This window comes from Kitasatospora sp. GAS204B, assembly GCF_029892155.1.
GTDB lineage: Bacteria > Actinomycetota > Actinomycetes > Streptomycetales > Streptomycetaceae > Kitasatospora.
In genome coordinates this window covers 151137-175108 of sequence record NZ_JARZAG010000001.1, presented here as the reverse complement: position 1 = coordinate 175108, position 23972 = coordinate 151137, and the positions used below count along the sequence as shown (strand labels likewise).

At 70.4% G+C, this 23972-nt stretch carries 24 protein-coding genes and 1 riboswitch; of the genes, 11 read left to right on the top strand and 13 right to left on the bottom strand.

Annotated features, from left to right (window positions below; translation table 11 throughout):
* Positions 1-34 precede the first annotated feature (34 nt).
* Positions 35-154: riboswitch (SAM riboswitch) on the bottom strand.
* A gap of 149 nt (positions 155-303) precedes the next feature.
* Both trpD and P3T41_RS00835 read right to left on the bottom strand, forming a co-directional pair.
* Entirely contained in the window at positions 304-1377 is a 1074-nt protein-coding gene (gene trpD / locus P3T41_RS00840; protein ID WP_280686953.1) for an anthranilate phosphoribosyltransferase, read from the bottom strand.
* A gap of 143 nt (positions 1378-1520) precedes the next feature.
* The gene (locus tag P3T41_RS00835; RefSeq protein ID WP_280686952.1) at positions 1521-1946 is read right to left on the bottom strand and encodes a hypothetical protein; all 426 of its coding nucleotides are present in this window, start codon (positions 1944-1946) and stop codon (positions 1521-1523) included.
* A 420-nt stretch (positions 1947-2366) separates the two neighbouring features.
* Between P3T41_RS00835 and P3T41_RS00830 the strand changes: the two genes are divergently transcribed.
* The 5 genes from P3T41_RS00830 to P3T41_RS00810 all read left to right on the top strand — a co-directional run bounded on the left by P3T41_RS00830 (position 2367) and on the right by P3T41_RS00810 (position 7188).
* Complete coding sequence (locus P3T41_RS00830) at positions 2367-2987, top strand: heme-copper oxidase subunit III (RefSeq protein ID WP_280686951.1); 621 nt, start codon at positions 2367-2369, stop codon at positions 2985-2987.
* A gap of 146 nt (positions 2988-3133) precedes the next feature.
* Positions 3134-3943, top strand: a complete 810-nt coding sequence (locus P3T41_RS00825) for a c-type cytochrome (protein ID WP_280686950.1) — start codon at positions 3134-3136, stop codon at positions 3941-3943.
* Positions 3944-3951: 8 nt separating this feature from the next.
* Complete coding sequence (locus P3T41_RS00820; protein ID WP_280686949.1) at positions 3952-5028, top strand: Rieske 2Fe-2S domain-containing protein; 1077 nt, start codon at positions 3952-3954, stop codon at positions 5026-5028.
* Positions 5025-6680 (top strand): cytochrome bc complex cytochrome b subunit, encoded by a 1656-nt coding sequence (locus P3T41_RS00815; RefSeq protein ID WP_280686948.1) that lies wholly within the window; start codon positions 5025-5027, stop codon positions 6678-6680. The genes P3T41_RS00820 and P3T41_RS00815 overlap by 4 nt, the downstream gene beginning before the upstream one ends.
* Positions 6681-6810: 130 nt before the next feature.
* A complete protein-coding gene (locus P3T41_RS00810) occupies positions 6811-7188 on the top strand; it encodes a GntR family transcriptional regulator (RefSeq protein ID WP_280686947.1) in 378 nt (125 codons plus the stop codon).
* Positions 7189-7249: 61 nt separating this feature from the next.
* Here P3T41_RS00810 and P3T41_RS00805 read toward each other — a convergent pair whose 3' ends face one another.
* From P3T41_RS00805 to coxB, 4 genes are all read right to left on the bottom strand, one after another.
* Positions 7250-8536, bottom strand: a complete 1287-nt coding sequence (locus tag P3T41_RS00805; RefSeq protein WP_280686946.1) for an Ig-like domain-containing protein — start codon at positions 8534-8536, stop codon at positions 7250-7252.
* Positions 8537-8691: 155 nt separating this feature from the next.
* Positions 8692-9108, bottom strand: a complete 417-nt coding sequence (locus P3T41_RS00800) for a cytochrome c oxidase subunit 4 (RefSeq protein WP_280686945.1) — start codon at positions 9106-9108, stop codon at positions 8692-8694.
* Positions 9108-10895, bottom strand: a complete 1788-nt coding sequence (gene ctaD, locus P3T41_RS00795) for a cytochrome c oxidase subunit I (protein ID WP_280686944.1) — start codon at positions 10893-10895, stop codon at positions 9108-9110. Before ctaD ends, P3T41_RS00800 begins: the two co-directional genes overlap by 1 nt.
* The gene (coxB, locus tag P3T41_RS00790) at positions 10892-11743 is read right to left on the bottom strand and encodes a cytochrome c oxidase subunit II (RefSeq protein WP_280686943.1); all 852 of its coding nucleotides are present in this window, start codon (positions 11741-11743) and stop codon (positions 10892-10894) included. Before coxB ends, ctaD begins: the two co-directional genes overlap by 4 nt.
* Positions 11744-12094: 351 nt before the next feature.
* Here coxB and P3T41_RS00785 point away from each other — a divergent pair, with 351 nt between their 5' ends.
* The gene (locus tag P3T41_RS00785; protein WP_280686942.1) at positions 12095-13498 is read left to right on the top strand and encodes an aminotransferase class V-fold PLP-dependent enzyme; all 1404 of its coding nucleotides are present in this window, start codon (positions 12095-12097) and stop codon (positions 13496-13498) included.
* A 123-nt stretch (positions 13499-13621) separates the two neighbouring features.
* On the opposite strand, the gene P3T41_RS00780 is transcribed toward P3T41_RS00785, so the two are convergent.
* Positions 13622-14596: a carbohydrate kinase family protein gene (locus P3T41_RS00780; protein WP_280686941.1), complete on the bottom strand. Its 975-nt coding sequence runs from the start codon at positions 14594-14596 to the stop codon at positions 13622-13624.
* Between the two features lie 216 nt (positions 14597-14812).
* Between P3T41_RS00780 and P3T41_RS00775 the strand changes: the two genes are divergently transcribed.
* Positions 14813-15031, top strand: coding sequence for a hypothetical protein (locus P3T41_RS00775; RefSeq protein WP_280686940.1), 219 nt, complete (start codon positions 14813-14815; stop codon positions 15029-15031).
* 135 nt (positions 15032-15166) lie between these two features.
* Positions 15167-15874, top strand: coding sequence for a hypothetical protein (locus tag P3T41_RS00770; protein WP_280686939.1), 708 nt, complete (start codon positions 15167-15169; stop codon positions 15872-15874).
* Between the two features lie 76 nt (positions 15875-15950).
* Here the strand turns inward: P3T41_RS00770 and P3T41_RS00765 are convergent, their stop codons facing one another.
* The gene (locus P3T41_RS00765) at positions 15951-16304 is read right to left on the bottom strand and encodes an iron-sulfur cluster assembly accessory protein (protein WP_280686938.1); all 354 of its coding nucleotides are present in this window, start codon (positions 16302-16304) and stop codon (positions 15951-15953) included.
* 227 nt (positions 16305-16531) lie between these two features.
* On the opposite strand from P3T41_RS00765, the gene P3T41_RS00760 reads away from it, so the two are divergent.
* Positions 16532-17401 (top strand): GNAT family N-acetyltransferase, encoded by an 870-nt coding sequence (locus tag P3T41_RS00760; RefSeq protein WP_280686937.1) that lies wholly within the window; start codon positions 16532-16534, stop codon positions 17399-17401.
* Between the two features lie 37 nt (positions 17402-17438).
* Here the strand turns inward: P3T41_RS00760 and P3T41_RS00755 are convergent, their stop codons facing one another.
* From P3T41_RS00755 to P3T41_RS00745, 3 genes are all read right to left on the bottom strand, one after another.
* Positions 17439-18809: a pyridoxal-dependent decarboxylase gene (locus P3T41_RS00755; protein WP_280686936.1), complete on the bottom strand. Its 1371-nt coding sequence runs from the start codon at positions 18807-18809 to the stop codon at positions 17439-17441.
* Positions 18810-18947: 138 nt separating this feature from the next.
* Positions 18948-19412, bottom strand: coding sequence for an Lrp/AsnC family transcriptional regulator (locus P3T41_RS00750; protein WP_280686935.1), 465 nt, complete (start codon positions 19410-19412; stop codon positions 18948-18950).
* Positions 19413-19487: 75 nt separating this feature from the next.
* Positions 19488-20414 carry an NADP-dependent oxidoreductase gene (locus P3T41_RS00745; protein ID WP_280686934.1) on the bottom strand — a complete coding sequence of 309 codons (927 nt, stop codon included), beginning with the start codon at positions 20412-20414 and terminating at the stop codon, positions 19488-19490.
* 207 nt (positions 20415-20621) lie between these two features.
* Between P3T41_RS00745 and nadA the strand changes: the two genes are divergently transcribed.
* A complete protein-coding gene (nadA, locus tag P3T41_RS00740; RefSeq protein WP_280686933.1) occupies positions 20622-21803 on the top strand; it encodes a quinolinate synthase NadA in 1182 nt (393 codons plus the stop codon).
* 94 nt (positions 21804-21897) lie between these two features.
* Here nadA and P3T41_RS00735 read toward each other — a convergent pair whose 3' ends face one another.
* Together P3T41_RS00735 and P3T41_RS00730 are read right to left on the bottom strand one after the other, a co-directional pair.
* A complete protein-coding gene (locus tag P3T41_RS00735) occupies positions 21898-22191 on the bottom strand; it encodes a hypothetical protein (protein ID WP_280686932.1) in 294 nt (97 codons plus the stop codon).
* Between the two features lie 34 nt (positions 22192-22225).
* The gene (locus P3T41_RS00730) at positions 22226-23002 is read right to left on the bottom strand and encodes a PspA/IM30 family protein (protein WP_280686931.1); all 777 of its coding nucleotides are present in this window, start codon (positions 23000-23002) and stop codon (positions 22226-22228) included.
* A 250-nt stretch (positions 23003-23252) separates the two neighbouring features.
* Here P3T41_RS00730 and P3T41_RS00725 point away from each other — a divergent pair, with 250 nt between their 5' ends.
* The gene (locus tag P3T41_RS00725; protein WP_280686930.1) at positions 23253-23852 is read left to right on the top strand and encodes a DUF3043 domain-containing protein; all 600 of its coding nucleotides are present in this window, start codon (positions 23253-23255) and stop codon (positions 23850-23852) included.
* Positions 23853-23972: the final 120 nt, after the last annotated feature.

Sequence of the window (23972 nt, the reverse complement as noted above, 5' to 3'; positions counted from 1 at the left end):
GGGTCAGGACCCCGGGAGTGCGAAAGATGCCGGTGGTCCGCGCTTGCCGTGCGGACCTGTCGCCGCCTGGCCTGGTCTTCACCCAGGGCACCCCGCCACGGACGGAGGGTTGCCGGACAGCAAGCTGGGGCTTGTCGCGCTGTCACTCATGACCTGGCGAAGACTGTAGATCAGCGCCCGAAGCGTGGTCAAACACCGTTCCGCCATGCGGACAGCGTGGCCAGGGGCACCCTTGACCGTGCGGCGAACCGAAGGACCCGCGCACCTCAACGGCGCGCGGGTCCTTCGGTTGGTGACGTGCCGTCAGCGCCCGGTGGCCTCGGCCCAGCGCTTCAGGGTGTGCTGCGCCTCGCCGGAGTCGATCGCGGCGGCGGTGCGCACCATCGCGGCGGCCAGCTGCTCGACCAGCGGCGCCTCGGTCAACTCCAGCGCGACCAGTGCCGCCGCCGAGTTCAACACCACCGCGTCGCGCACCGCCCCGCGCTCCCCGGCCAGCACCCGCCGCGCCACCTCGGCGTTGTACTCGGCGTCGGCACCGCGCAGCGCCTCGATGCCGACCAGCTCGATCCCGAGTTCGCGCGGGTCGAGCACGGTCTCGGCGACCGTGCCCTGGCGCACCACCCAGACCCGCGAGGTGGTGCAGACGGTCAGCTCGTCCAGCCCGTCGTCACCGCGGAAGACCAGCGCGGTGGAGCCGCGCTCGGCCAGCACCCCGGCGATCAGGGCGGCCAGCCGGGTGTCGAAGCAGCCGACCGCGTGCGCGGTGACGTGGGCGGGGTTGGTCAGCGGCCCGAGGATGTTGAAGGCGGTGGCCACTCCGAGGTCGCGGCGGGCCGGGGCGGCGTGCCGCATCGCGGGGTGGAACTTGGCCGCGAAACAGAAGGTCAGGCCGACCTCCTCGGCCACCTCGGCCACCCGCCGGGCGCTCAGGTCCAGCCGGATCCCCAGCCGCTCCAGGACATCGGAGGAGCCGCTGGCCGAGGAGGCGGCCCGGTTGCCGTGCTTGACCACCTTGGCGCCGGCCGCCGCCGCGACGATGGCCGACATGGTGGAGATGTTGACGGTCTTGGCCCGGTCGCCGCCGGTGCCGACGATGTCCACCGCGGGCCCCGGGATGTGCAGCGGCTCGGCGTGCGCGTACATCGCCTCGACCAGCCCGGCGACCTCGGCCACCGTCTCGCCCTTGGCCCGCAGCGCCACCATGAAGCCGGCCACCTGCACCGGGCTGGCCTCGCCGCTCATGATCCGGTCCATCGCCCAGGCGGCGTCCGCCCGGGACAGGTCACCGCCGTCCAGCAGCGTGCTCAGCAGGTCGGGCCAGGTGCGGACCACCTGCGCGGGGTCCTGACCGCCGTTCGCAGGGTTCACATCCACCATGGCCTACTCCAGCTCGCATCCGGTGCTCGTTACAGAGGATGCGGCCAGCCTAGCGACCGGCGAAGGGCCGCCAGGCCATCCACGGCGACCCTTCTCTCCTGCTGAGACGGCCGCGCCGCCCGAGGGCGGCCCGGCGTCCAGGCTCAGCGCGTCAGGCTGCGCGCACCGAGCCGGGCCCGCAGCAGCTTGGCCACCGCCTCGGCGAGCGCGACCGGGTCCACCGGCTGGGAGATCGCGGCGTCCGCCCGGCTCCAGGCGGCCAGCCAGCTGTCCTGCGGCCGGCCGATCAGCACCAGCACCGGCGGGCAGCCGTAGATCTCGTCCTTCACCTGGCGGGCCAGCCCCAGGCCGCCGGCCGGCACCGCCTCGCCGTCCAGGACGCAGAGGTCCACCCCGCCCTTCTCCAACGCCTTGAGCACCGCCGGCACGGTGGCGCACTCCAGGTAGTCGACCTCCGGCAGGTCGGCGGCCGGCCGGCTGCCGAGCGCCGAGGTGACCTGCGCCCGGGTGTTGCGGTCATCGCTGTAAACGAGAACGGTGAGCGTCTCGTCACTCGTGTGCGTCGCCATCGACCTGCTCCCATGTGATCCAGACCACGTCCAGCACGGTGGATGCTACTCCCGATCACCGGCCGTGGAGGGCGACTGGCGGGATCTCTTCCGGATCGGCTCCGGTCCGAAGATCACCCCGGCGACTGCCGGGCCATCACCCGAGCGGGCGAGGACCCGTCACCCTCGGCGGTACAGTCCACCCGGACGGCCCAGAGCGGTACCGCACCCGCGCTCCGCCCACCGTCAGGACGCGCCGCGCGAAGGAGTGGTCAGGCCGGACGCGCCGTCAGAAAAGTCCCATCAGTGCGACGAAAGCCCTCGTCAACGAGCGCCCGCCGGGTACGCACGGCCCGTGGCGCAGCCATCCGGGCATACCGCACGCACCGGACACTCCGAGGGAGACCCCCCGGCGTGAAGACGGAATAAGGGACCGACATAATGTCGGTCGTGGCGACAGCAACAGCAGTAGAAACCGGGCACGCACATGGATCGGTCAACCGACCGAACATGACCAGCGTCGGAACCATCGTCTGGCTGAGTTCCGAGCTGATGTTCTTCGCGGCCCTCTTCGCGATGTACTTCACGGCACGTTCCGTGAAGGGGCCAGGCTTCTGGGCCGAGAAGGCACATGCCCTCAACGTCCCTTTCTCCTCCGTGAACACCACGATCCTGGTGCTCTCCTCGCTCACCTGCCAGCTCGGCGTCTTCGCCGCCGAGCGTGGTGACGTCAAGAAGCTCCGCTCGTGGTTCTCGCTCACCTTCGTGATGGGCGCGATCTTCATCGGCGGTCAGATCTACGAGTACACCAACCTGGTGAAGAAGGACGGCATCTCGCTCTCCTCCGACCCGTACGGTTCGGTGTTCTACCTGACCACCGGCTTCCACGGGCTCCACGTGACGGGCGGTCTGATCGCCTTCCTGCTGGTGCTGGGGCGGACGTACGCAGCCAAGCGGTTCACGCATGAGCAGGCCACCGCGGCGATCGTCGTGTCGTACTACTGGCACTTCGTCGACGTGGTCTGGATCGGCCTCTTCGCGACCATCTACCTGATCAAGTAACCGATCAGGTCGCTGGCCGCCGGCCGGGACCCGTATGCCCTCACCGGCGCCGGGTCCATTGCCCGTGCCCACGCCAGGCCGATGCCCCCACGGCACCGGGCCTCCACCAGCCGACCAGATCCTGATCCTGACACCGGGGTTATTCCGTGAAAAAGCTCTCCGCACGACGGCGCCACCCGCTGGCGGCGCTGGTCGTCCTACTCTTCGCCCTCGCGGCCACCGGGGGGCTGTATGGCATGTTCGCGCCCGCCGAGGCGGCCAAGGCCGACAGCTCCGCGCAGTCGCTCCAGATCGATGAGGGCAAGCGGCTCTTCGCCGTGGGCTGCTCCTCGTGCCACGGCCTGAACGGTCAGGGCAGCTCCACCGGCCCGAGCCTGGTGGGCGTGGGCTCCGCCGCGGTCGACTTCCAGGTCGGCACCGGCCGGATGCCCGCCCAGCAGCCGGGTGCGCAGGTCCTGAAGAAGCCGAACATCTACAGCCAGGACGACATCGACGCGATGGCCGCGTTCGTCGCCTCGTTGGGCCCCGGCCCGGTGACGCCGACCAAGGACCAGTACACGTCGACCGAGACCGACGCCATCTCCAAGGGCGGCGAGCTGTTCCGTACCAACTGCTCGCAGTGCCACAACTTCGCCGGCGCCGGCGGTGCCCTGACGCAGGGTAAGTTCGCGCCGTCGCTGGAGAACGTGGACCCGAAGCACATCTACGAGGCCATGCAGACCGGCCCGCAGAACATGCCCTCCTTCCCTGACAGCACCATGCCGGAGAAGCAGAAGCAGGAGATCGTGGCCTTCGTCCGCTACCAGGCGAACGAGGCGCCCAACCCCGGTGGTCTCTCGCTCGGCAGCCTCGGTCCGGTGACCGAGGGCCTGTTCGGCTGGATCTTCGGTCTCGGTGTCCTGATCGCCATCGCGATCTGGGTCGCCGCTCACACCACCAAGGCCAAGAAGTCATGAGCCACGACATGTCAGACGACAAGCTGCCGGCGAACCACGCCGAAGGGCACGGCGATGTAGCCGCTGCCGACAACCCGTTCGCGGACCCGGGCCTGCCGGCCCACGAGGTGCGCCGGACCGATATCGACGAGCGGGCCGCCAAGCGGGCCGAGCGCCAGGTGTCGCTGCTCTTCATCGTGTCGATGCTGGCCACGGTCGGCTTCATCGCCAGCTACGTGGCCATCGACCCGACGAGGATCGTCTACATCTTCCCGCTGGGCCACATCAGCGCGATGAACTTCGCGCTCGGTATGACCCTGGCCGTGGCGCTCTTCTGCATCGGCGCCGGCGCCGTGCACTGGGCGCGCACGCTGATGTCGGACGTCGAGCACCCGGCCGAGCGTCACCCCATCGAGGCTGACGACGAGGTCCGCGCGGACGTCATCGAGCAGTTCAAGACCGGTGCCGCCGAGTCCGCTTTCGGCCGCCGCAAGATGATCCGCAACACCCTGATCGGCTCGATGGCCCTGGTCCCGCTCTCCGGCGTGATGCTGCTGCGCGACCTCGGCCCGCTGCCCGAGAAGTCGCTGGACAGCACCGCGTGGTCCGAGGCCACGCCGAGCATGCCGATCCAGCTGATCAACATGAACACCAACGAGGCGATGAAGCCCGAGGACATCCAGGTCGGCTCGCTGACGTTCGCCAGGCCGGGTCCCTCGGCCCTGCGCCCCAACGGGCTGCAGGAGTCGGACGAGGACTTCCAGCAGCAGATCGCCAAGGACGCCCTGATGATCGTCCGGATCCAGCCGGAGGACATCAAGGACCCCAACTCGGCCGCGCTGGGCTTCCAGGGCGTGCTCGTCTACTCGAAGATCTGCACCCACGTCGGTTGCCCGATCTCGCTGTACGAGCAGCAGACCCACCACGCGCTCTGCCCCTGCCACCAGTCGACCTTCGACCTGGCGGACGGCGCTCGCGTCATCTTCGGCCCGGCCGGGCACCCGCTGCCCCAGCTGAAGATCTCCACTGACTCCCTGGGCTACCTGGTCGCCACCGGGGACTTCAGTCACCCCGTCGGCCCGAGCTTCTGGGAGCGCAGCCAATGAGTTCCGCGTCCACCGGCGGGAAGCAGGCCGCTCCGGCCAGCACCCGCGCCAAGCCCGCGAACAAGGCGGAAGCCGCCGCGGACTACCTGGACGGCCGGCTGGGGATCTACTCCCTGGCCAAGTCCAACCTGCGCAAGATCTTCCCGGACCACTGGTCCTTCATGCTCGGCGAGATCTGCCTCTACACCTTCATCATCATCATCCTGACCGGTGTCTACCTCACCCTGTTCTTCAAGCCGAGCATGGGCGAGGTCATCTACAACGGCTCGTACGCGCCGCTGAACGGCGTCCGGGTCTCGGAGGCCTACGCCTCGACGCTGAACATCAGCTTCGAGGTCCGCGGTGGTCTGCTGATCCGTCAGATCCACCACTGGGCGGCCATCGTCTTCGTCGCCGCGATGTTCGTGCACATGATGCGCGTCTTCTTCACCGGCGCGTTCCGCAAGCCCCGTGAGATCAACTGGGTCTTCGGCTTCCTGCTGCTCTTCCTGGGCTTCTTCGACGGCTTCCTCGGGTACTCGCTCCCCGACGACCTGCTCTCCGGTACCGGTATCCGGTTCATGGAGGGTGCCATCCTGGCCGTCCCGCTGGTCGGTACCTACCTGTCGTTCTTCCTGTTCGGCGGGCAGTTCCCGGGTACCGACATCGTGCCGCGGTTCTTCACGATCCACGTGCTGCTGATCCCCGGGATCATGCTCGGCCTGCTGGTCGCGCACCTGATCCTGGTCTTCTACCACAAGCACACCCAGTGGGCGGGCCCGGGCAAGACCGAGAAGAACGTGGTCGGCATGCCGCTCATGCCGGTCTACATGGCCAAGGCCGGCGGCTTCTTCTTCCTGGTCTTCGGCATCATCGCGGCGATGTCCGCGATCGCCTCGGTCAACCCGGTCTGGGCGTACGGCCCGTACCGGCCCGACCAGGTCTCCACCGACGCCCAGCCCGACTGGTACATGGGCTTCGCCGAGGGTCTGATCCGCGTCATGCCGGGTTGGGAGATCCGGGCCTGGGGCCACACCCTGAACCTGGGTGTCTTCATCCCGCTGGTGCTCTTCCCGCTGGTGCTCGTCGCGATCGCGGCCTACCCGTTCATCGAGAACTGGATCACCGGCGACAAGCGCGAGCACCACATCCTGGACCGTCCGCGCAACGCCCCGGTGCGCACCGGGCTCGGCGCCGCCTGGATCAGCCTCTACCTGGTGCTGCTCTCCGGCGGTGGCAACGACCTGATCGCCACCCACTTCCACCTGTCGCTGAACGACATCACCTACTTCGTCCGGGCGGGTTCGTTCATCGTCCCGGTGGTGGTCTTCTTCATCACCAAGCGCTGGTGCCTGGGGCTGCAGCGCCGCGACAAGGAGAAGGTGCTGCACGGCCGCGAGACCGGCGTCATCAAGCGCCTGCCGCACGGTGAGATGATCGAGGTGCACGCCCAGCTCCCGCAGGGGGCGCTGCACACGCTCACCTCGCACGAGCAGTACGAGCCGCTGGAGCTGCCCGCCGAGGTCGACGAGAACGGTGTCGCCCGCAAGGTCGGCCTGGTCACCAAGACCCGGGCCAAGCTCTCCGAGAGCATGTTCGGCGAGGGCAACCAGATCCCCAAGCCGACCGCCGAGGAGCACCAGGAGATCACCAGCGGCCACGGCCACCACTGATCCCCGGCTCCTGACATCGCGTCAGCCACCTGAGGGCCCCGTCCGGCACCGCCGGACGGGGCCCTTGGCATATGCGGGCACAATAGGTGACGCCCAGTCAGCCTGTGGAACGACCGAGGAGAACCGCCCCGTGCAGGTGAGCATCGACCACGCCGCCGCCACACCCCCGTACGAGCAGCTGCGCGGGCAGATCGCCGAGCAGGCCAGGACCGGCGAGCTGCCGGCCGGCCTACGGCTGCCGACCGTGCGGGCGCTGGCCGAGCAGCTCGGCCTGGCCGCGAACACGGTGGCCCGCGCCTACCGCGAGCTGGAGGCGGACGGGGTGGTGGAGACGCACGGCCGACGGGGCACCCTGGTGGCCGCCACCGGCGACACCGCGCACCGCTTGGCGGCCGGCGCGGCCGGCGAGTACGCGGCTCGGGCCCGGCGCCTGGGCGTCACACGAGACGAGGCCCTGGCGGCCGTGAGCGGCGCGCTGGACCTCGTCTACGGACCCGACCCCGGGTGATCGATCCCCCTGAGCTGCTGACGGCCGCACGGGCCGTCAGCAGCTCAGGCCCCGCAGGCGTTCAGACCTGCGGGCGCAGGGTGGCCGTGGCGGGAACGGCCACCGCCGGCGCCTGGGTGTTCACCGGCTTGCCCAGGGCACTGCCCTTCAGCCACTCGTCCCAGCTCAGGTTCCAGTCCCCGAAGCCGTTGCCGAACGGCTCCATGTCGTGCCCGTGGCTGTTCACCACCTGCACGATGTCACCCACCCGGGTGTGCTCGTAGAACCACTCGGCATTGTCGGTGCTCATCCCGGTGCAGCCGTGGCTGACGTTCTCCACGCCCTGCGAGGCCACCGACCAGGGCGCGGCGTGCACGTACTCGCCGCTCCAGGTGACCCGGGTGGCCCACTCGACCTTGAGGTCGTAGGCGTCCTTGCTGCCCTTGGCGATGCCGATGGTCTCGCTGCTCATCTGCACCACCCGCTCCTGGCCGAGCACCACCTTGATGCCGTTGCGCGTGTCGAAGCCGGGCTTGCCGGTGGTCACCGGCAAGGTGGTGACCACCTCGCCGTTGCGCTTGTAGGTGAGCTCGTCGCTGGCCGCGTCCACGATCGCCTCGACCTTGTCACCGGTCTTGAAGGCGACCGAGCCGGCCGCCCCGCCGTAGAGGCCGCCCTCGATCTGCTGCCCCTGCGGGTCGTAGACGAGCTTCACCGCGGCGTTGGCCGGCCAGTAGTCCTTCGGCCGGAAGTGCAGGTCCTTGTCGTCCACCCAGTACCAGGCGCCGGTCACCGCGGGCTCGGAGACCACGGTCAGTGCGCTCTCCACCTTCTGCCGGGCGGCCTGGTCCTTGACCTCCGCGGAGAGCTTCACGGTGAGCGGCTCACCGACGCCGTAGGTGTCCCGGCCGAGGTCGGGGCCCAGCTCGGCGGTGAGCAGCTGGTCGGCGGCCTTGGTGGTGAAGTCGTCGGTGTACTCGCCGCGCCCGCCGTGGTTGTCGGCGGCGGCGATCCGGGCGGCGTAGCGGGTGCCGGGCAGCAGCGGGACGGTGCTGTGCCAGCCGTGGCCGTCGGGATCCAGCGCGCCGGGCAGCTGCTTGCCGTCCGGGCCGGTCAGCATCACGTCGGTGATGTTGTCCCCGCTGGCGGCGGTCACCGTGAACGGCTTGCCGGGTTCGGCGACCGGCACCGACGAGGTGCGGACCAGGCGGGCGGCGTCCACCACCCGCGGTGGGCCGTTGCCGCTGCCGTGACCGCCGCCGGAGCAGGCCGCGAGCGGCCCGAGCACCAGCGGGGTCAGGACCAGCCAGGCGGATGCCCGCCGACCGGTCCCGGTCTTCCGTCCCCCTACCGCACATCTGCCGGCCACCGGAGCCTCCTGAGGGTTCGGATGATGCATCAGATGGTAGGAACATCACCGCATCTGGCGGCCCCCGACGCACGCCGCTGCGCCCGGCCGGGTGAACCACGAACGGGCAGGCCCCCTCCGAGGAGGGGGCCTGCCCGGTGCGAACGGGGGGGAACCTACTGGTTCTGGTTCTCGCCGCGGTAGAACTCGAAGACCCAGCCGAACAGCCCGATCATGATGACCGGAGCGGCCCAGAACATCAGCCACCAGCCGAAGATGACGCTGCAGAAAGCCAGCGCGCCACCGAGGGCCAGGGAGAGCGGCTGCCAGCTGTGCGGGGCGAAGAAGCCCATCTCACCGGCGTCGTCGGAGACCTCGGCCTCGGGGTTGTCGCCCGCACCCAGGTCCACCCGGCGGGCGGTGAAGCCCAGGTAGAAGGCGATGAAGGCACACAGGCCGAAGGCCAGGAAGAGCGCGGTGGTACCGGCGGCCTCCGTGCCGTGCGAACTGTGCGTGGTCCAGACGCCGTAGACCACGGCCATGATCAGGATGAAGACGGCGAAGCCCGCGAAGATCTTGCCCTGCTCCTTCATCAGGCGTCGCCCTCCTTCTTGCCCTTGGTCTTGGTCAGCTCAGGCCGGTCGTACTCGGCCGGCACGACGCCCTCGAGGTGCTTGGCCAGGTGGCCGTGCAGCTCCAGGTAGTCGAGCGCGGCGATGTCCGGGTGGTGCAGGTCGAACGCCGGGGATTCGGAACGGATCCGGGGCAGGGTGAGGAAGTTGTGCCGCGGCGGCGGGCAGGAGGTCGCCCACTCCAGCGAACGGCCGTAGCCCCACGGGTCGTCGACCTCGACCTTCTCCCCGTACTTGGCGGTCTTCCAGACGTTGTAGAGGAACGGCAGGATCGACAGGCCGAGCAGGAAGGAGCCGATGGAGGAGACGGAGTTCAGCGTGGTGAAGCCGTCCGAGGGCAGGTACGAGGCGTAGCGGCGGGGCATGCCCTCGGCGCCGAGCCAGTGCTGCACCAGGAAGGTGGTGTGGAAGCCGATGAAGAGCGTCCAGAAGGTGATCTTGCCGAGGCGCTCGTCCAGCATCTTGCCGGTCATCTTCGGCCACCAGAAGTGGAAGCCGGCGAACATCGCGAAGACGACGGTGCCGAAGACCACGTAGTGGAAGTGCGCGACGACGAAGTACGAGTCCGAGACGTGGAAGTCGATCGGCGGGGAGGCGAGCAGCACACCGGTCAGACCACCGAAGAGGAAGGTGACCAGGAAGCCGATCGTCCAGAGCATCGGGGTCTCGAAGCTCAGCGAGCCCTTCCACATGGTGCCGACCCAGTTGAAGAACTTCACACCGGTCGGGACCGCGATCAGGAAGGTCATGAAGGAGAAGAACGGCAGCAGCACCTGTCCGGTGACGTACATGTGGTGCGCCCACACCGTCACGGAGAGGCCGGCGATGCCGATGGTGGCCGCGATCAGACCCGAGTAGCCGAACATCGGCTTGCGGGAGAAGACCGGGATGATCTCCGAGATGATGCCGAAGAACGGCAGCGCGATGATGTACACCTCGGGGTGGCCGAAGAACCAGAAGAGGTGTTGCCAGAGTAGGGCTCCACCGTTACCCGGGTCGAAGATATGGGCCCCGAATTTCCGGTCCACCTCCAGCGCGAAGAGCGCGGCGGCGAGCACCGGGAAGGCGAGCAGCACCAGCACCGAGGTGAGCAGGACGTTCCAGACGAAGATCGACATCCGGAACATCGTCATGCCCGGGGCGCGCATGCAGATGACGGTGGTGATGAAGTTGACCGCACCGAGGATGGTGCCGAAGCCCGAGAAGGCCAGACCCATGATCCACATGTCGGCGCCGACGCTGGGCGACCGGACCGCGTCCGACAGCGGCGAGTAGGCGAACCAGCCGAAGTCGGCCGCGCCCTGCGGGGTGAGGAAGCCACCGACCGCGATGGTCGAGCCGAACAGGTAGAGCCAGTACGCGAACATGTTCAGTCGCGGGAAGGCGACGTCAGGCGCACCGATCTGCAGCGGCATGATCCAGTTGGTGAAACCGGCGAACAGCGGCGTCGCGAACATCAGCAGCATGATCGTGCCGTGCATCGTAAACGCCTGGTTGAACTGTTCGTTCGAGAGGATCTTGCCATCGGGCTGGGCCAGCTGGGCGCGCATGACGAGCGCCAGGATGCCACCGATCAGGAAGAACGCGAACGAGGTACCGAGGTACAGCGTGCCGATCGTCTTGTGGTCGGTGGTGGTCAGCCACTTGATGATGGTCGCGCCCGGCTTGCGGGTGCGCGGGGCCGCGCCGGCCCTCGCGGTGCCCCCAGGCGCCCCGCCGGCCGCGGCGGGCTCGTTGAGGATCGTCACTTCGTTTCACTTCCCATGCTCGTGATACCCGAAGGCACCGCGCCGGCCTGGCCGTTGGCCCGCAGCTGCTGCAGGTGGTTGATGTAGTCGTCGTGCGAGACGACCTTCACCTTGAAGAGCATCCGGGAGTGGTCCACACCGCAGAGTTCCGCACACTTGCCGTCGTACTCGCCGATCACCGTGGGGGTGACCTGGAACTTGTTGACCACGCCCGGCACGACGTCCATCTTCATCATGAAGTTGACGGGCCAGAAGTCGTGGATCACGTCACGGGAGGTGAGCTTGAACTCCACGCTCTCGTTGACGGGCAGCCAGAGCGTCGGGATCTGGTTCGGGGTGCCCACGTCGTACGCGGCGAGCTGGCTGTTGGGGTCCGGGGTCTCGGAGTTCTCGTAGTTGAACGCCCAGCTCCACTGGAAGCCGACCACGTTGACGACGTGCTGCGGCTTGTCGATCTGGGTCAGCTTCGCCTCGTCGCGGGCGACGAAGTAGAAGAGGACCGAGACGATGACGATGGGGACCGCGGTGTAGAGCGCCTCGATGGGCACGTTGTACCGGGTCTGCGGAGGGATCTGGATACCGGTACGGCTGCGCCGGTGGAAGATCACGCTCCAGATGATCAGACCCCACATCAGTACGCCGACCACCAGCGCCGCGATCCAGGACCCCTGCCACATCTGAAGGACGAGATGTCCAGTCGTGGTCACAGGGCTGGGGAGGCCAAGCCTGGGCAGGTCGTTGGCCGAGCAGCCGGTAGCGGTCGCGATGACGAGGCCCAGTGCCAGCGCCTGAGGCAGCTTCCGCCGCATCGTGCGCCGCGGCGAGCGGTCGGAGCCGTTGGGACTCACGTAGCGCCTTCCCGAAGTCTCGCCCGCGATCGCGCCGCCCCCGGGAGTACTGTGAGCCTCCCCGGCGACCCGTCCACGGGCACGGTTTGAATGCTTATGCGGGCCAAACCCTACTCCAGCCTTATGCGCACCTGACGAGCAGGTCCCGGTAACGCGCCGCCCCGCTACCCGATCAGCCCCGGCAGGCGCGGACTCCCAGGTCATGGAGGACTTTCGGGCTCCGTACACCCGATCGAGGGACGGTCTGTCGACGATCGGATGACGGTCCGTCGGACACGGACGAACCGGACAAAACGGCACGCCGCCGGGTGATCGTCTGACGGGCCGTGAGGGCCGGATAGCGTGTCGGTCGTGACGTCGACTGACAGTCTGTATTTCGATGTGGCCTCCACGGCTCCGCTGCACCCCGTCGCCCGGCAGGCGCTGACCGCCGCGCTGGAGGAGGGCTGGGCCGACCCGGCCCGGCTCTACCGCTCCGGACGGCAGGCCCGGATGCTGCTGGACGCCGCCCGCGAGACGGTCGCCGAGCTGATCGGCGCCAGGCCCGACGAGGTCTCCTTCACCACCAGTGGCACCCAGGCGGTGCAGCTGGGCGTGCTCGGCGCGCTGCGCGGGCGGCGGCGGACGGGCCGTCACCTGGTGCACTCGGCGGTGGAGCACTCCAGCGTGCTGCACACCGCCGAGCAGCACGAGGGGGCGGGCGGCGAGGTCACCGTGGTCCCGGTGGACCGCGGCGGCCGGGTGGACGCCGAGCGGTTCGCCGCCGCCGTGCGCCCCGACACCGCGCTGGCGGTGCTCCAGTCGGCCAACCACGAGGTGGGCACGGTGCAGCCGGTGGCGGAGACCGCCGCGCTGCTCGGTGAGGTGCCGCTGCTGGTGGACGCCGCGCAGAGCATCGGCCGGCTGCCCGCGCCGGACGGCTGGTCACTGCTGACGGCCAGTGCGCACAAGTGGGGTGGCCCGGCCGGGGTCGGCGTCCTCGCGGTCCGCAAGGGCGTCCGGTTCAACTCCGCGCTGCCGGCCGACGAGCGCGAGGGCGGCCGGGTGCCCGGGTACGTCAACGTCCCGGCGATCGTGGCGGCGGCGGCCTCGCTGCGTGCCGTCCGGGCCGAGGCCGAGACCGAGAACGCCCGGCTGCACGCGCTGGTGGAGCGGATCAGGACCCGGGTCCCACAACTGGTGCCGGAGGTCGAGGTGGTCGGCGATCCGGTGCGCCGGCTGCCGCACCTGGTCACCTTCTCCTGCCTCTACGTGGACGGCGAGGTCCTGCTGGGCGAACTGGACCGGGCCGGCATCGCGGTCTCCTCCGGCTCCTCCTGCACCTCCAGCACCCTGACCCCCAGTCACGTGCTGGCCGCGATGGGGGTGCTCACCGAGGGCAACGTGCGGGTGTCGCTGCCGCCGGGGACGACCGGGGCGCAGGTGGACCGCTTCCTCGCGGTACTGCCCGAGGTGGTGGCGCGGGTCCGGGCGCCGCTGGGGCTGGAGTTGACGGTGCCCTCAGATCCACCGACCGGACAGCTGGTGATCGACGCGCTGGGGAAGCGGTGCCCGCTGCCGGTGATCGAGCTGGCCAAGCGGTTCGGCGAAGTGCCGCCCGGCGGGCTGGTGGTGGTGCTGGCCGACGACGAGGCGGCCCGGCTGGACATCCCCGCGTGGTGCGAGATGCGCGGCCAGGCCTACGAAGGCGAAACCCCGGCCAGCGCCTACGGGGCGGACCGGGGGTTCGCGTACTCGGTGAGGAGAGTCAGCTGAGCGACTGAGCTGCGACGCAGCGGAGGGTGGGGGCCGCCGAGATGGGGACACCTCCCGGCCGAAGGCTGGGGGCGAGGCGGCACCCGCCCGCAGCGAAGGAGCAGCTCACCAAGCGGCCCGGGGTCAGCTGAGCTTGGCGCGCACCTCGGCCGCCGCCTGCTCGCCGTAGGCGGCGGCGAAGCGCTCCAGGAAGTGGCCGGTGCGCAGCTCGTACTCCTGGGTGCCGACGGTCTCGATCACCAGGGTGGCCAGCGCGCAACCGATCTGGGCGGCCCGCTCCAAGCCGAGCTCCCAGTGCAGGCCGGCCAGGAAGCCGGCCCGGAAGCCGTCGCCGACGCCGGTCGGGTCGGCCTTCTTCAGCTCGGGCACGCACGGCACGGTGATGTCCGGCTCGCCCTTGCGCTCGATCCGCACACCCTTGGCGCCCAGCGTGGTGACCCGGATGCCGACCCGCGTCAGCACCTCGGCGGCGTCCCAGCCGGTCTTGGACTCGATCAGCCCGGCCTCGTACTCGTTGGTGAACAGGTAGGCGGCGCCGTCCACGATCTCGCGGATGTCGTCGCCGTCCAGCCGGGCAAGCTGCTGCGAGGGGTCGGCGGCGAAGGCGTAGCCGCGGGTGCGGCACTCCTGGGTGTGCCGCACCATCGCCTGCGGGTCGTCGGCACCGATCAGCACCAGGTCCAGGCCGCCGACCCGGTCGGCGACCGGCTTCAGCTCGATGTTGCGGGCCTCGGCCATCGCGCCGGTGTAGAAGGAGGCGATCTGGTTGTGGTCCTCGTCCGTGGTGCACATGAAGCGGGCGGTGTGCCGGGTCTCCGAGATGTGCACGGACTGGGTGTCCACGTTGTGCCGCTCCAGCCAGGCCCGGTACTCGGCGAAGTCCGCGCCGGCCGCGCCCACCAGCACCGGGCGCAGCCCGAGCAGGCCCATGCCGAAGGTGATGTTCGGCGCGACCCCGCCGCGGCGGATGTCCAGGGTGTCGACCAGGAAGGAGAGCGACACCGCGTGCAGCCGGTCGGCGACCAGCTGGTCGGTGATCCGACCCGGGAAGGTCATCAGATGATCGGTGGCGATCGAACCGGCGACGGCGATGCGCACGACTGGGCTCCTAGTGGCGAAGGCGAGGTGAACCCCCCTACGGTACCGGGCACCGGCCCGGTCAAGGGCGCGAAGGCCCGCGATCCCGTCCGGATGACTACCTGCGGGTAGGGCTGGCCGGGGCCGTGCGGGCGGCCTAGGGTCGCGATCAGCGGGTCCTTCGGGGCCCCTGTGGCGCGCGGCGACACGGCCGCGGCCGGCGATCGGAGCCGCCCCATGCTGCCCAGTCACTCCCCCGTCGAAGTCCCCCGCACGCTGCTGGACGAGGCCGATCCGGACACCCTCGACGCCCTGGTGGACTCCTCCCGTCGACTCGGCGCCTTCTGGCCGCTGCTGGCCGACAGCCCGTGGCGGCCGAGCGAGCCCGGCGGCCCGATCACGGTCCCGGACAGCACCCGCGCCCTGGTCGCCGGCATGGCCGAGTACGGCCTCTGATCAGCCGCCGATCAGCCGCCGACCGGTTCCGGTCGGCTTCTCGTCCGCCCGGGGAACCGGATCCCGTCCTGCCACGTCAGATCCGCGCAGCCACAGCTGCTGTAGGGATCCGCACCTTCTGGAGGACGTCGCACCATGGACGAGAACACCACCGCCGAGCAGCTCCGCCGTCCGTCGGCCCCGCTGAACCGTCGGCGCCGGAGTCTGGCCGCCGCCGCCCTGCTGCTCTCGGTCGCCGCGACGGTGAGCGCCTGCGGCGGCAGCAGCAGCCCGAAGAGCGCGGCCGCGGCCGCCAGCGCGAGTTCCTCGCCGTCCGGCAGCGTCGCCCCGTCGGCCGGTGCCTCGTCCAGTTCGGCTCCCACCGCGTCGCCGTCCTCCCCCGCCGGCGGCGCGGCGGGTACCCCCACCGCCCCGGGTTCCGGTTCGACACCCGCGCCCACCGGCGGTGGCGCCGCGCCCGGCAGCGCGACCCCCGGCTCCCCGGTCAAGCCGGGCGCCCCCGGCACCCCCGCCCCGCAGCCGCCGGTGAACCCGCAGTCGCAGCTCAAGCCGACCGGCTACCTGGCCAAGGACAACCAGCTGACCGTCTTCTTCTTCGGCGTGGTCTGCGACAAGTACGGCCTGCAGGTGGACGAGGGCCGGGCGGGCACCGTCCGGGCGCAGGTGGTGATCACCCAGCACCTGCCGGTCGGCCAGATGTGCCCGGCGCTGGTCAAGCAGCAGTCCGTGGTGGCCAACCTGGCCCAGCCGCTGCAGGGCCGCGAGGTGGTGGACGCGCTCACCGGGGCGAACATCCCGCTTGAGTCGGCGCCGAACGGCGGCCCGGTCAGCGCCGGCAACTGAGCCGATCCCCGATCCCCGTCCGCACAGACGACAGCGGCGGCCCCGGAACGCTCCGGGGCCGCCGCTGTCGGGACGACTAGCTGAACGAGTCGCCGCAGGCGCAGGAGCCGGTGGCGTTCGGGTTGTCGATGGTGAAGCCCTGCTTCTCGATGGTGTCCACGAAGTCCACGGTGGCACCGCCGAGGTAGGGGGCGCTCATCCGGTCGGTGACGACCTTGACCCCGCCGAAGTCCTTGACGACATCGCCGTCCAGCGAGCGCTCGTCGAAGAAGAGCTGGTACCGCAGGCCCGAGCAACCACCGGGCTGGACGGCGACACGCAGCGCGAGGTCGTCGCGGCCTTCCTGCTCGAGCAGGCCCTTCACCTTGGCCGCAGCGGCATCGGTAAGGAGCAGACCACTCTCGACGGTGGTCTCGTCCTGGACGGTCATCTGCTTACTCCCGGTCTATGACGACAAACTGCCGCCAGTGCCAACCAGCGGCCGCCCGGATTGATTCCGGGCAGTGGATCCGAGTTCGCGGACGATGCTCCGCTCCCTGGTCTGTCCATGCTCGCACACCGCGCGTCAAGCGGGCACCGGCCGCCGGCTGCCCGCCGCGTCGGCCGGATCGGCGCAATCGCGCGCTTGCCGGCCGGCCGAGCGGGGAGGATGGACGGATGATCCTGCGTCAGGTCCGCGACAGCCGCGTGGACGCCGAGACCGTCCGGCTGATCGCGGCCGAGTGCTTCGGCGCGCCGGGCACCGGGCCCGCGCGGTCGCCGAGCGAGGCCGAGATCGCCTGGCAGCAGGCCAGGACCAGGCACCTGGCGACCACCGACCCCGAGGGCTGCTGGCTGGCCGAGGAGGGCGGTCGGGCGATCGGGTTCGCGCTCTCGATGCGCCGCGAGGGCGTGTGGATCCTCGCGCTCTTCTGCGTGCTGCCAGAGTTCCAGGGCAAGGGGGTCGGCCGGGTGCTGCTGGAGCGAGCCGCCGCGCACGGCCGGGCCTGCCTGCGCGGCATGAGCACCGTCTCCGGCGACCCGGCCGCCGCCCGCCGCTACCGCCGGGCCGGCTACACCCTGCACCCGACCATGCGGCTGACCGGCCGGGTCGATCGGGCCGGTCTGCTGGACGCCGGGGACATCCCGGTGCACCTGGGCAACGCGGGCCACCGGGACCTGCTGGACTCGATCGACCGCCGGCTGCGCGGCGCGGCGCACGGCCCGGACCACGAGCTGATGCTGGCCCACCACGACGAGCTGCTGGTCGCCGACACGCTGGCCGGCAGCGGCTACTGCTACCGCCGGGGCGGCGCCGTCAAGCTGCTGGCGGCCACCTCCAAGCGGCTCGCGGTGCGGCTGCTGCGCGAGGCCCTGGCCCGGGTGCCGGAGGGCACCGAGGCCAGGGTGGAGTACCTCACCGCCGAGCAGGAATGGGCGCTGGACGTCGGCCTGGAGCTGGGCCTGAGCCTGCACAACCACGGCTTCCTCGCGCTGCGCGGGATGCGGCCGCCGGCCCCGTACCTGCCCAGCGGCGGCTTCCTGTGACCGGCGTCGCACGCCCGGCAAGATCCGTGGGAGAGCCCTACGCCATGGTGTCCAGGATCTCCTGGACCATCGCCATCGTGGTGCCCGGGTGCAGGAACGCGAAGCGGGCCACCGTCTCGCCGTCCCAGCCGGTCGGCGTGACGAAGCCGATCTGGTCCGCCAGCAGCCGGTGCGACCAGGTGTAGTAGTCCTGCTCGGTCCAGCCGATGCGACGGAAGCAGACGGCGGAGAGCTGCGGGTCGTGCAGCAGCTCCAGGTGCTCGGTGCGCCGGATCAGCTCGGCGCTCTCCCGGGCCAGCGTGAGGCCGGCCTCGATCGCGTCGGTGTAGGCCTGGGTGCCGTGCACGGCGAGCGAGAACCAGAGCGGCAGGCCGCGGGCCCGGCGGGTCAGGTGGTAGGCGTAGTCGGTGGGGTTCCACTCGTCGCCCTCGTGGTGCAGGACGTCCAGGTAGCCGGCGTCCTGGGTGTGCACGGCCTTGGCCAGCCACGGCTCGCGGTAGAGCAGCGCGGCGCAGTCGAAGGGCGCGAAGAGCCACTTGTGCGGGTCGACGACGAAGGAGTCGGCGTGCTCGATGCCGTTGTAGCGCTCGCGCACCGAGGGGGCGAACAGGCCCGCGCCGCCGTAGGCGCCGTCCACGTGGAACCACAGGCCGCGCTCGCGGGTGACCTCGGACAGGCCCTGCAGGTCGTCGATGATGCCCTCGTTGGTGGTGCCGGCCGTGCCGACCACCGCGATGACGGTCTCGGGGTTGGGGTCGGCGGCCAGCGCCGCGCGCAGCGCCGCGCCGGTGAAGCGGCGGTCGACGGTGGGGACCTTGAAGGCCTCGACGCCGATGATGTTGAAGGTGTTCTTGACCGAGGAGTGCACCTGGTCGGCCACCGCGATCCGCAGCCGGGTCTCCGGGCCGACGCCGAGCCTGCGCCGCGCGGTGTCGCGGGCCACCACCAGCGCGGACAGGTTGCCCGCCGAGCCGCCGGAGACGAAGGTGCCGCCGGCCGTCTCGGGCAGTCCCGCCCGGTCGGCTATCAGGCGCAGCACCTGGTTCTCGGCCGCGATCGCACCGGCCGCCTCCAGCCAGGAGATGCCCTGCAGCGAGGCGCAGGAGACCACCATGTCGAAGAGCAGCGCCGCCTTGGTCGGGGCGCACGGGATGAAGGACAGGTAGCGCGGGCTGTCGGCGGAGATCACCGCGCGGGACAGCTCGTGGTCGTAGAGCTTGAGCACGTCGGCGGGGGCGTTGCCGTGCTCGTTCAGCAGCCCGGCCAGGTGGGCGCGCAGTTGCTCGCCGTCGCCGGGGTGGTCCAGGGGCACCGGGTCGTACTGCAGGCGCTCGCGCATGTAGCCGAAGACCAGGTCGACGAGCTCGTTGTCGGGCTGGTGCATGCGGTGCGGGACGGCGGCGGTCACGAGGTGCTCCTTAGGCTCAGAACTCAAGATCAGCCTAGGCAGCGGGGGTCCGAGCCCGCGCGTCCGAATGCGCCTGTTCGAGCAGCATTCGAGCGTGTTCGCGCCCGGCGGCGCAGGAATCCTGCGCTGGTATGAAAGTCAGCCGATCAGCCGGGAGAGCACCACCGAGCTGCGGCTGCGCTGGACGCCCGGCTCGCGCCGGATCCGCTCGATCACCGCCTCCAGGTGCCGGGTGTCGGCGGCCCGCAGGTGGATCAGGGCGTCCGGGTCGCCGGTGACCGTCCAGGCGGCGACGACCTCGGGGAACTGCCGCAGGCTGGCCAGGATCTCCTCGGGCGCGGTCCGCTCGCGGCAGTAGATCTCCACGAAGGCCTCGGTCTGCCAGCCGAGCAGCTCCGGGTCGAGCACCACGGTGAAGCCGCGCACCACGCCGCGCGAGCGCAGCCGGTCGATCCGGCGGCGCACGGCGGTCGCGGAGAGGTTGGCGAGCAGGCCGATCTCGGCGTACGAGGCCCGCCCGTCGCGGCCCAGGTGGGCCAGCAGCAGACGGTCGGTCTCGTCCAGGGAGACACCGCCCACCTCGGGCGGTCGACTCGTGCTCATGGGTGCGCGCTCTCCACGGCTCGGGGGCAGGGCGGAACGTTCCGCTCACCGCCCCATTCTCCCGGACCCGGTTGGTCAGTCCACCAGCAGCACGATCTTGCCCCTGGTGCGGCCCTCCGCGCTGAGCTGCTGGGCGGAGGCCGCCTGCGCCAGCGGGAAGGTGGAGGCAACGGTGACGGTGAGCTTTCCGGCGTCCACCAGCGCGCCGAGCGCCGCCAGGTCGGCGGCATCGGGGCGGGCGAAGTGGTAGTGGCCGCCGAACTCGAGCACCGCCCCGTCCACCGCCGAGGCGATCCGGCCGCGCTGCTTGACCAGGTGCTGGGAGGCGACCAGGGACGGGCCGCCGACCAGGTCGAAGGCCGCGTCCACGCCTTGCGGCGCCAGCGCCCGGACCCGCTCCACCAGGTCGTCGCCGTAGCGCACCGGCTCGGCGCCCAGCGAGCGCAGGTAGGCGTGGTTGTGCTCGCCCGCCGTGCCGATCACCCGGGCGCCGAGCGCCACCGCGATCTGGGTGGCGAAGCCGCCGACCCCGCCGGCCGCGGCATGGATCAACACCGTCTCGCCGGCCTCCACCGCGAGCGCCTTGACCAGCCCCTGATAGGCCGTCAGTCCGGCCAGTGGCAGTCCGCCGGCCTGCGCCCAGCTGAGCCCGGCGGGCTTGCGGGCCAGCGTGCGCACCGGGGCGGCGACCAGCTCGGCGTAGGTGCCGTGCTCGATGGCGTCCTTGCGCACGTAGCCGACGACCTCGTCACCGACGGTGAACTCGGTGACGGAGGGGCCCACCCGCTCGACCACGCCGGCCAGGTCCCAGCCCATGATCAGCGGGAAGTGGGCGTCCGTCACCCCGTCCATCCGGCCCTCTCGGACCTTCCAGTCGACGGGGTTCACGCCGGCCGCCCTGACCCGGACCAACACGGAGTCCGGGCCCACCTTCGGGTCGGGCAGGTCAAGGTATTCGACGACCTCGGGGCCGCCGTAGCGATTGATCGCGATGGCCTTCATAGCCCTAGAGAACACGCTCGGCGCTCCGGGCGCAGCCGCCGCGCGGGGACTGCGTCGGGTCCGTCCGCCAAGCCGACGAGGTGGCGCGCCGATCACGTCACATCGACACGATGGCCATCGTCAGAGTGACGCGAACCGGTTATCATAGATAACGTCAGAAAGACGAGAAGGCTGGGAGCGTCCGGCCGCACAGGAGGGCACCCGCCCGTGACCACCACCGTTGACACCGCGTTCGCCGAGCCGACCGCCACACCGCTCGCCCTGCTGCTGCTCGGCCGCCAGGCCGATCCGAACAGCGAGCGCGGCGTGGAGTGCCCCGGCGACCTGCCGCCCGCCTCCGACCCCGACCTGGTCGAGCGCGCCCGCGCCGCCAAGGCGAAGCTCGGCGACCGCGTCTTCATCCTGGGCCACCACTACCAGCGCGACGAGGTCATCGAGTTCGCCGACGTCACCGGTGACTCCTTCAAGCTGGCCCGGGACGCCGCGGCCCGCCCGCAGGCCGAGTACATCGTCTTCTGCGGCGTGCACTTCATGGCCGAGTCGGCCGACATCCTGACCTCCGCGGCCCAGCAGGTCGTGCTGCCCGACCTGGCGGCCGGCTGCTCGATGGCCGACATGGCCACCGCCGAGCAGGTCGCCGAGTGCTGGGACGTGCTGCGCGAGGCCGGCATAGCCGACGTCACCGTGCCGGTCTCGTACATGAACTCCTCCGCCGACATCAAGGCCTTCACCGGCAAGCACGGCGGCACCATCTGCACCTCCTCGAATGCCAAGCGGGCCCTGGAGTGGGCCTACGAGCAGGGCCAGAAGGTGCTCTTCCTGCCCGACCAGCACCTGGGCCGCAACACCGCGGTGCGCGACCTGGGCTTCTCGCTGGACGACTGCGTGCTCTACAACCCGCACAAGCCGAACGGCGGGCTGACCGTGGAGCAGCTGCGGGACGCCAAAATGATCCTCTGGCGCGGACACTGCTCGGTGCACGGCCGGTTCACCGTGGAGTCGGTCGCCGAGGTCCGCGAGCGGATCCCGGGCGTCAACGTGCTGGTGCACCCCGAGTGCAAGCACGAGGTGGTCGCCGCCGCCGACGAGGTCGGCTCGACCGAGTACATCATCAAGGCCCTGGAGGCCGCCGAGTCCGGCTCCAAGTGGGCCATCGGCACCGAGCTCAACCTGGTCCGCCGCCTGGCCAAGGCGCACCCGGACAAGGAGATCGTCTTCCTGGACCGCTCGGTCTGCTTCTGCTCCACGATGAACCGGATCGACCTGCCGCACCTGGTCTGGGCGCTGGAGTCGCTGGTCGAGGGCCGGGTGCCGAACGTGATCACGGTCGACCCGGAGACCGAGAAGTACGCCAAGGCCGCGCTGGACCGGATGCTGGCCCTGCCGTAGCGGGCCGCAGGACGTGACGCGAGGACGTGGGAGGGGCGGCACCCGGTGGGTGCCGCCCCTCTCACGTCGACCGGAAGTCGCCCTCCGGGAGTGACTACTCCGGGATGCCCGGGATCAGTCCGTCGCCCTCGGCCCGCAGCACCTGCCGGACCTCGTCGATGGTCCCGCCCTCGTTCGGCAGGATCGCGTCGGACGGCCCGAGGTAGTCGTCCGCCACCGGCTCGCCCACCTCGCGGACCGCGGCGAGCAGATTGCCCAGCGTGGTCCGGAACACCGTCTCGTCCCCCGAATCCAGGGCGGCGAGCAGCTCGTCGTCGAGCTGGTTCAGCCGGTTCAGGTGCTCATCGGCCACCCGGAACTGGCCCTCACCCATGATCCTCATGATCATGCTGGCGTTTCTCCCTGCTGTCGAAGCGGGCGCTTTACTTGTGGTAGTTCACGGACGGCGGCGGGGTGTCCTGCTGACCGCCCTCGCCCTGCTCGATCGCGGCCGGGCCGGTGGAGCCGCCGCCGAGCTCGGCCTTCATCCGGGCCAGCTCCAGCTCGACGTCGCTGCCGCCGGCCACCCGCTCCAGCTCGGCCTCGATGTCGTCCTTGCGGCCGAGACCGGAGGAGTCGTCGAGCGCACCGGAGGCGAGCAGCTCGTCGATGGCACCGGCGCGCGCCTGCATCTGGGCCGTCTTGTCCTCGGCCCGCTGGATCGCCAGGCCGACGTCGCCCATCTCCTCCGAGATCCCCGAGAACGACTCGGCGATCCGGGTCTGCGCCTGGGCGGCGGTGTAGGTGGCCTTGATGGTCTCCTTCTTGGTACGGAAGGCGTCCACCTTGGCCTGCAGCCGCTGGGAGGCGAGGGTGAGCTTCTCCTCCTCGGCCTGCAGCTGCTGGTACTGCACCTGCAGATCGCTGATCTGGGACTGCATCGCGGACTTGCGGGTCAGCGCCTCGCGGGCCAGATCCTCGCGGCCGAGCGAGAGCGCCTTGCGGCCCTGGTCCTCGTACTTCGAGGACTGCTGCTGGAGCTGCGTCAGCTGCAGTTCCAGGCGCTTGCGCGAGGTGGCGACGTCCGCCACGCCCCTGCGCACCTTCTGCAGCAGTTCAAGCTGCTTCTGGTACGAGTAGTCGAGCGTCTCGCGCGGGTCCTCCGCCCGGTCCAGGGCCTTGTTCGCCTTGGAGCGGAAGATCAGCCCCATACGCTTCATGATTCCGTCGCTCATGGGCCTCGGGTGCCCCCTTCTCCGGGCTGCGGGTTCTATCTCGTACCAAAATCTACTGCGAGTGTATGTGCAGCGGGGCCTGGACCGCAGTCACCTACCTGCAACAAGACTGCTACGTCCGCACCGGTCGTGGCCTCATCCCACAGGGGGATCTCGGGGCACCCTCCCTGACAGGGACACCTACCTGTGATCAGGGGATGGGGGGGATTCTGGGGCCAGCACGTACGCTTGTCATGTGTTCCGACGCCGTTCAGATGATTCCCCCTCCTCCGCCACCGTGCTGGCCGAGCAGGACGACATGTCCCAGAGCCGCGATCCGCAGGCGAAGAAGGGCCGTCCCACGCCCAAGCGCAGCGACGCCGAGGCCAACCGGCGGACCCGGGTGACCGTGCCCAAGGACCGCAAGGAGGCCGCCAAGCAGTCGCGCGAGCGGCTGCGGTCCGAGCGGGAGAAGCAGCGCCTGGCGCTGCTCAACGGCGACGAGCGTGCGCTGCCGCCCCGTGACAAGGGCCCGGTGCGGCGCTTCACCCGCGACTACATGGACTCGCGCTGGTCGCTGGCCGAGTTCTTCCTGCCGGTCGCCGTGGTGATCCTGGTGCTCAGCGTGCTGCGGGTGCCGTCGCTGCAGCTGCTCTCCACGCTGCTCTTCCTGCTCTTCCTGGTGCTGGTCGTCGTCGACTTCCTGCGCCTGGGCCTGGGCCTGCGCAAGGCGATCGCGAACCGGTTCCCGAACGAGAACGCTCGCGGCGCGGTCGGCTACGGCCTGATGCGCAACCTGCAGATGCGTCGACTGCGGCTGCCCAAGCCGCAGGTGAAGCGGGGCGAGCACCCCTGACCGCCGAGCCGCAGGCGTACGACTGGGCCCCCGCCACGCCGGGGCCCGGTCCGTACCCGCTGCCCGGACAGCACGACGGCGGTCACGACCGCGAACCGTCGTACCCGGGCTACGGCTATC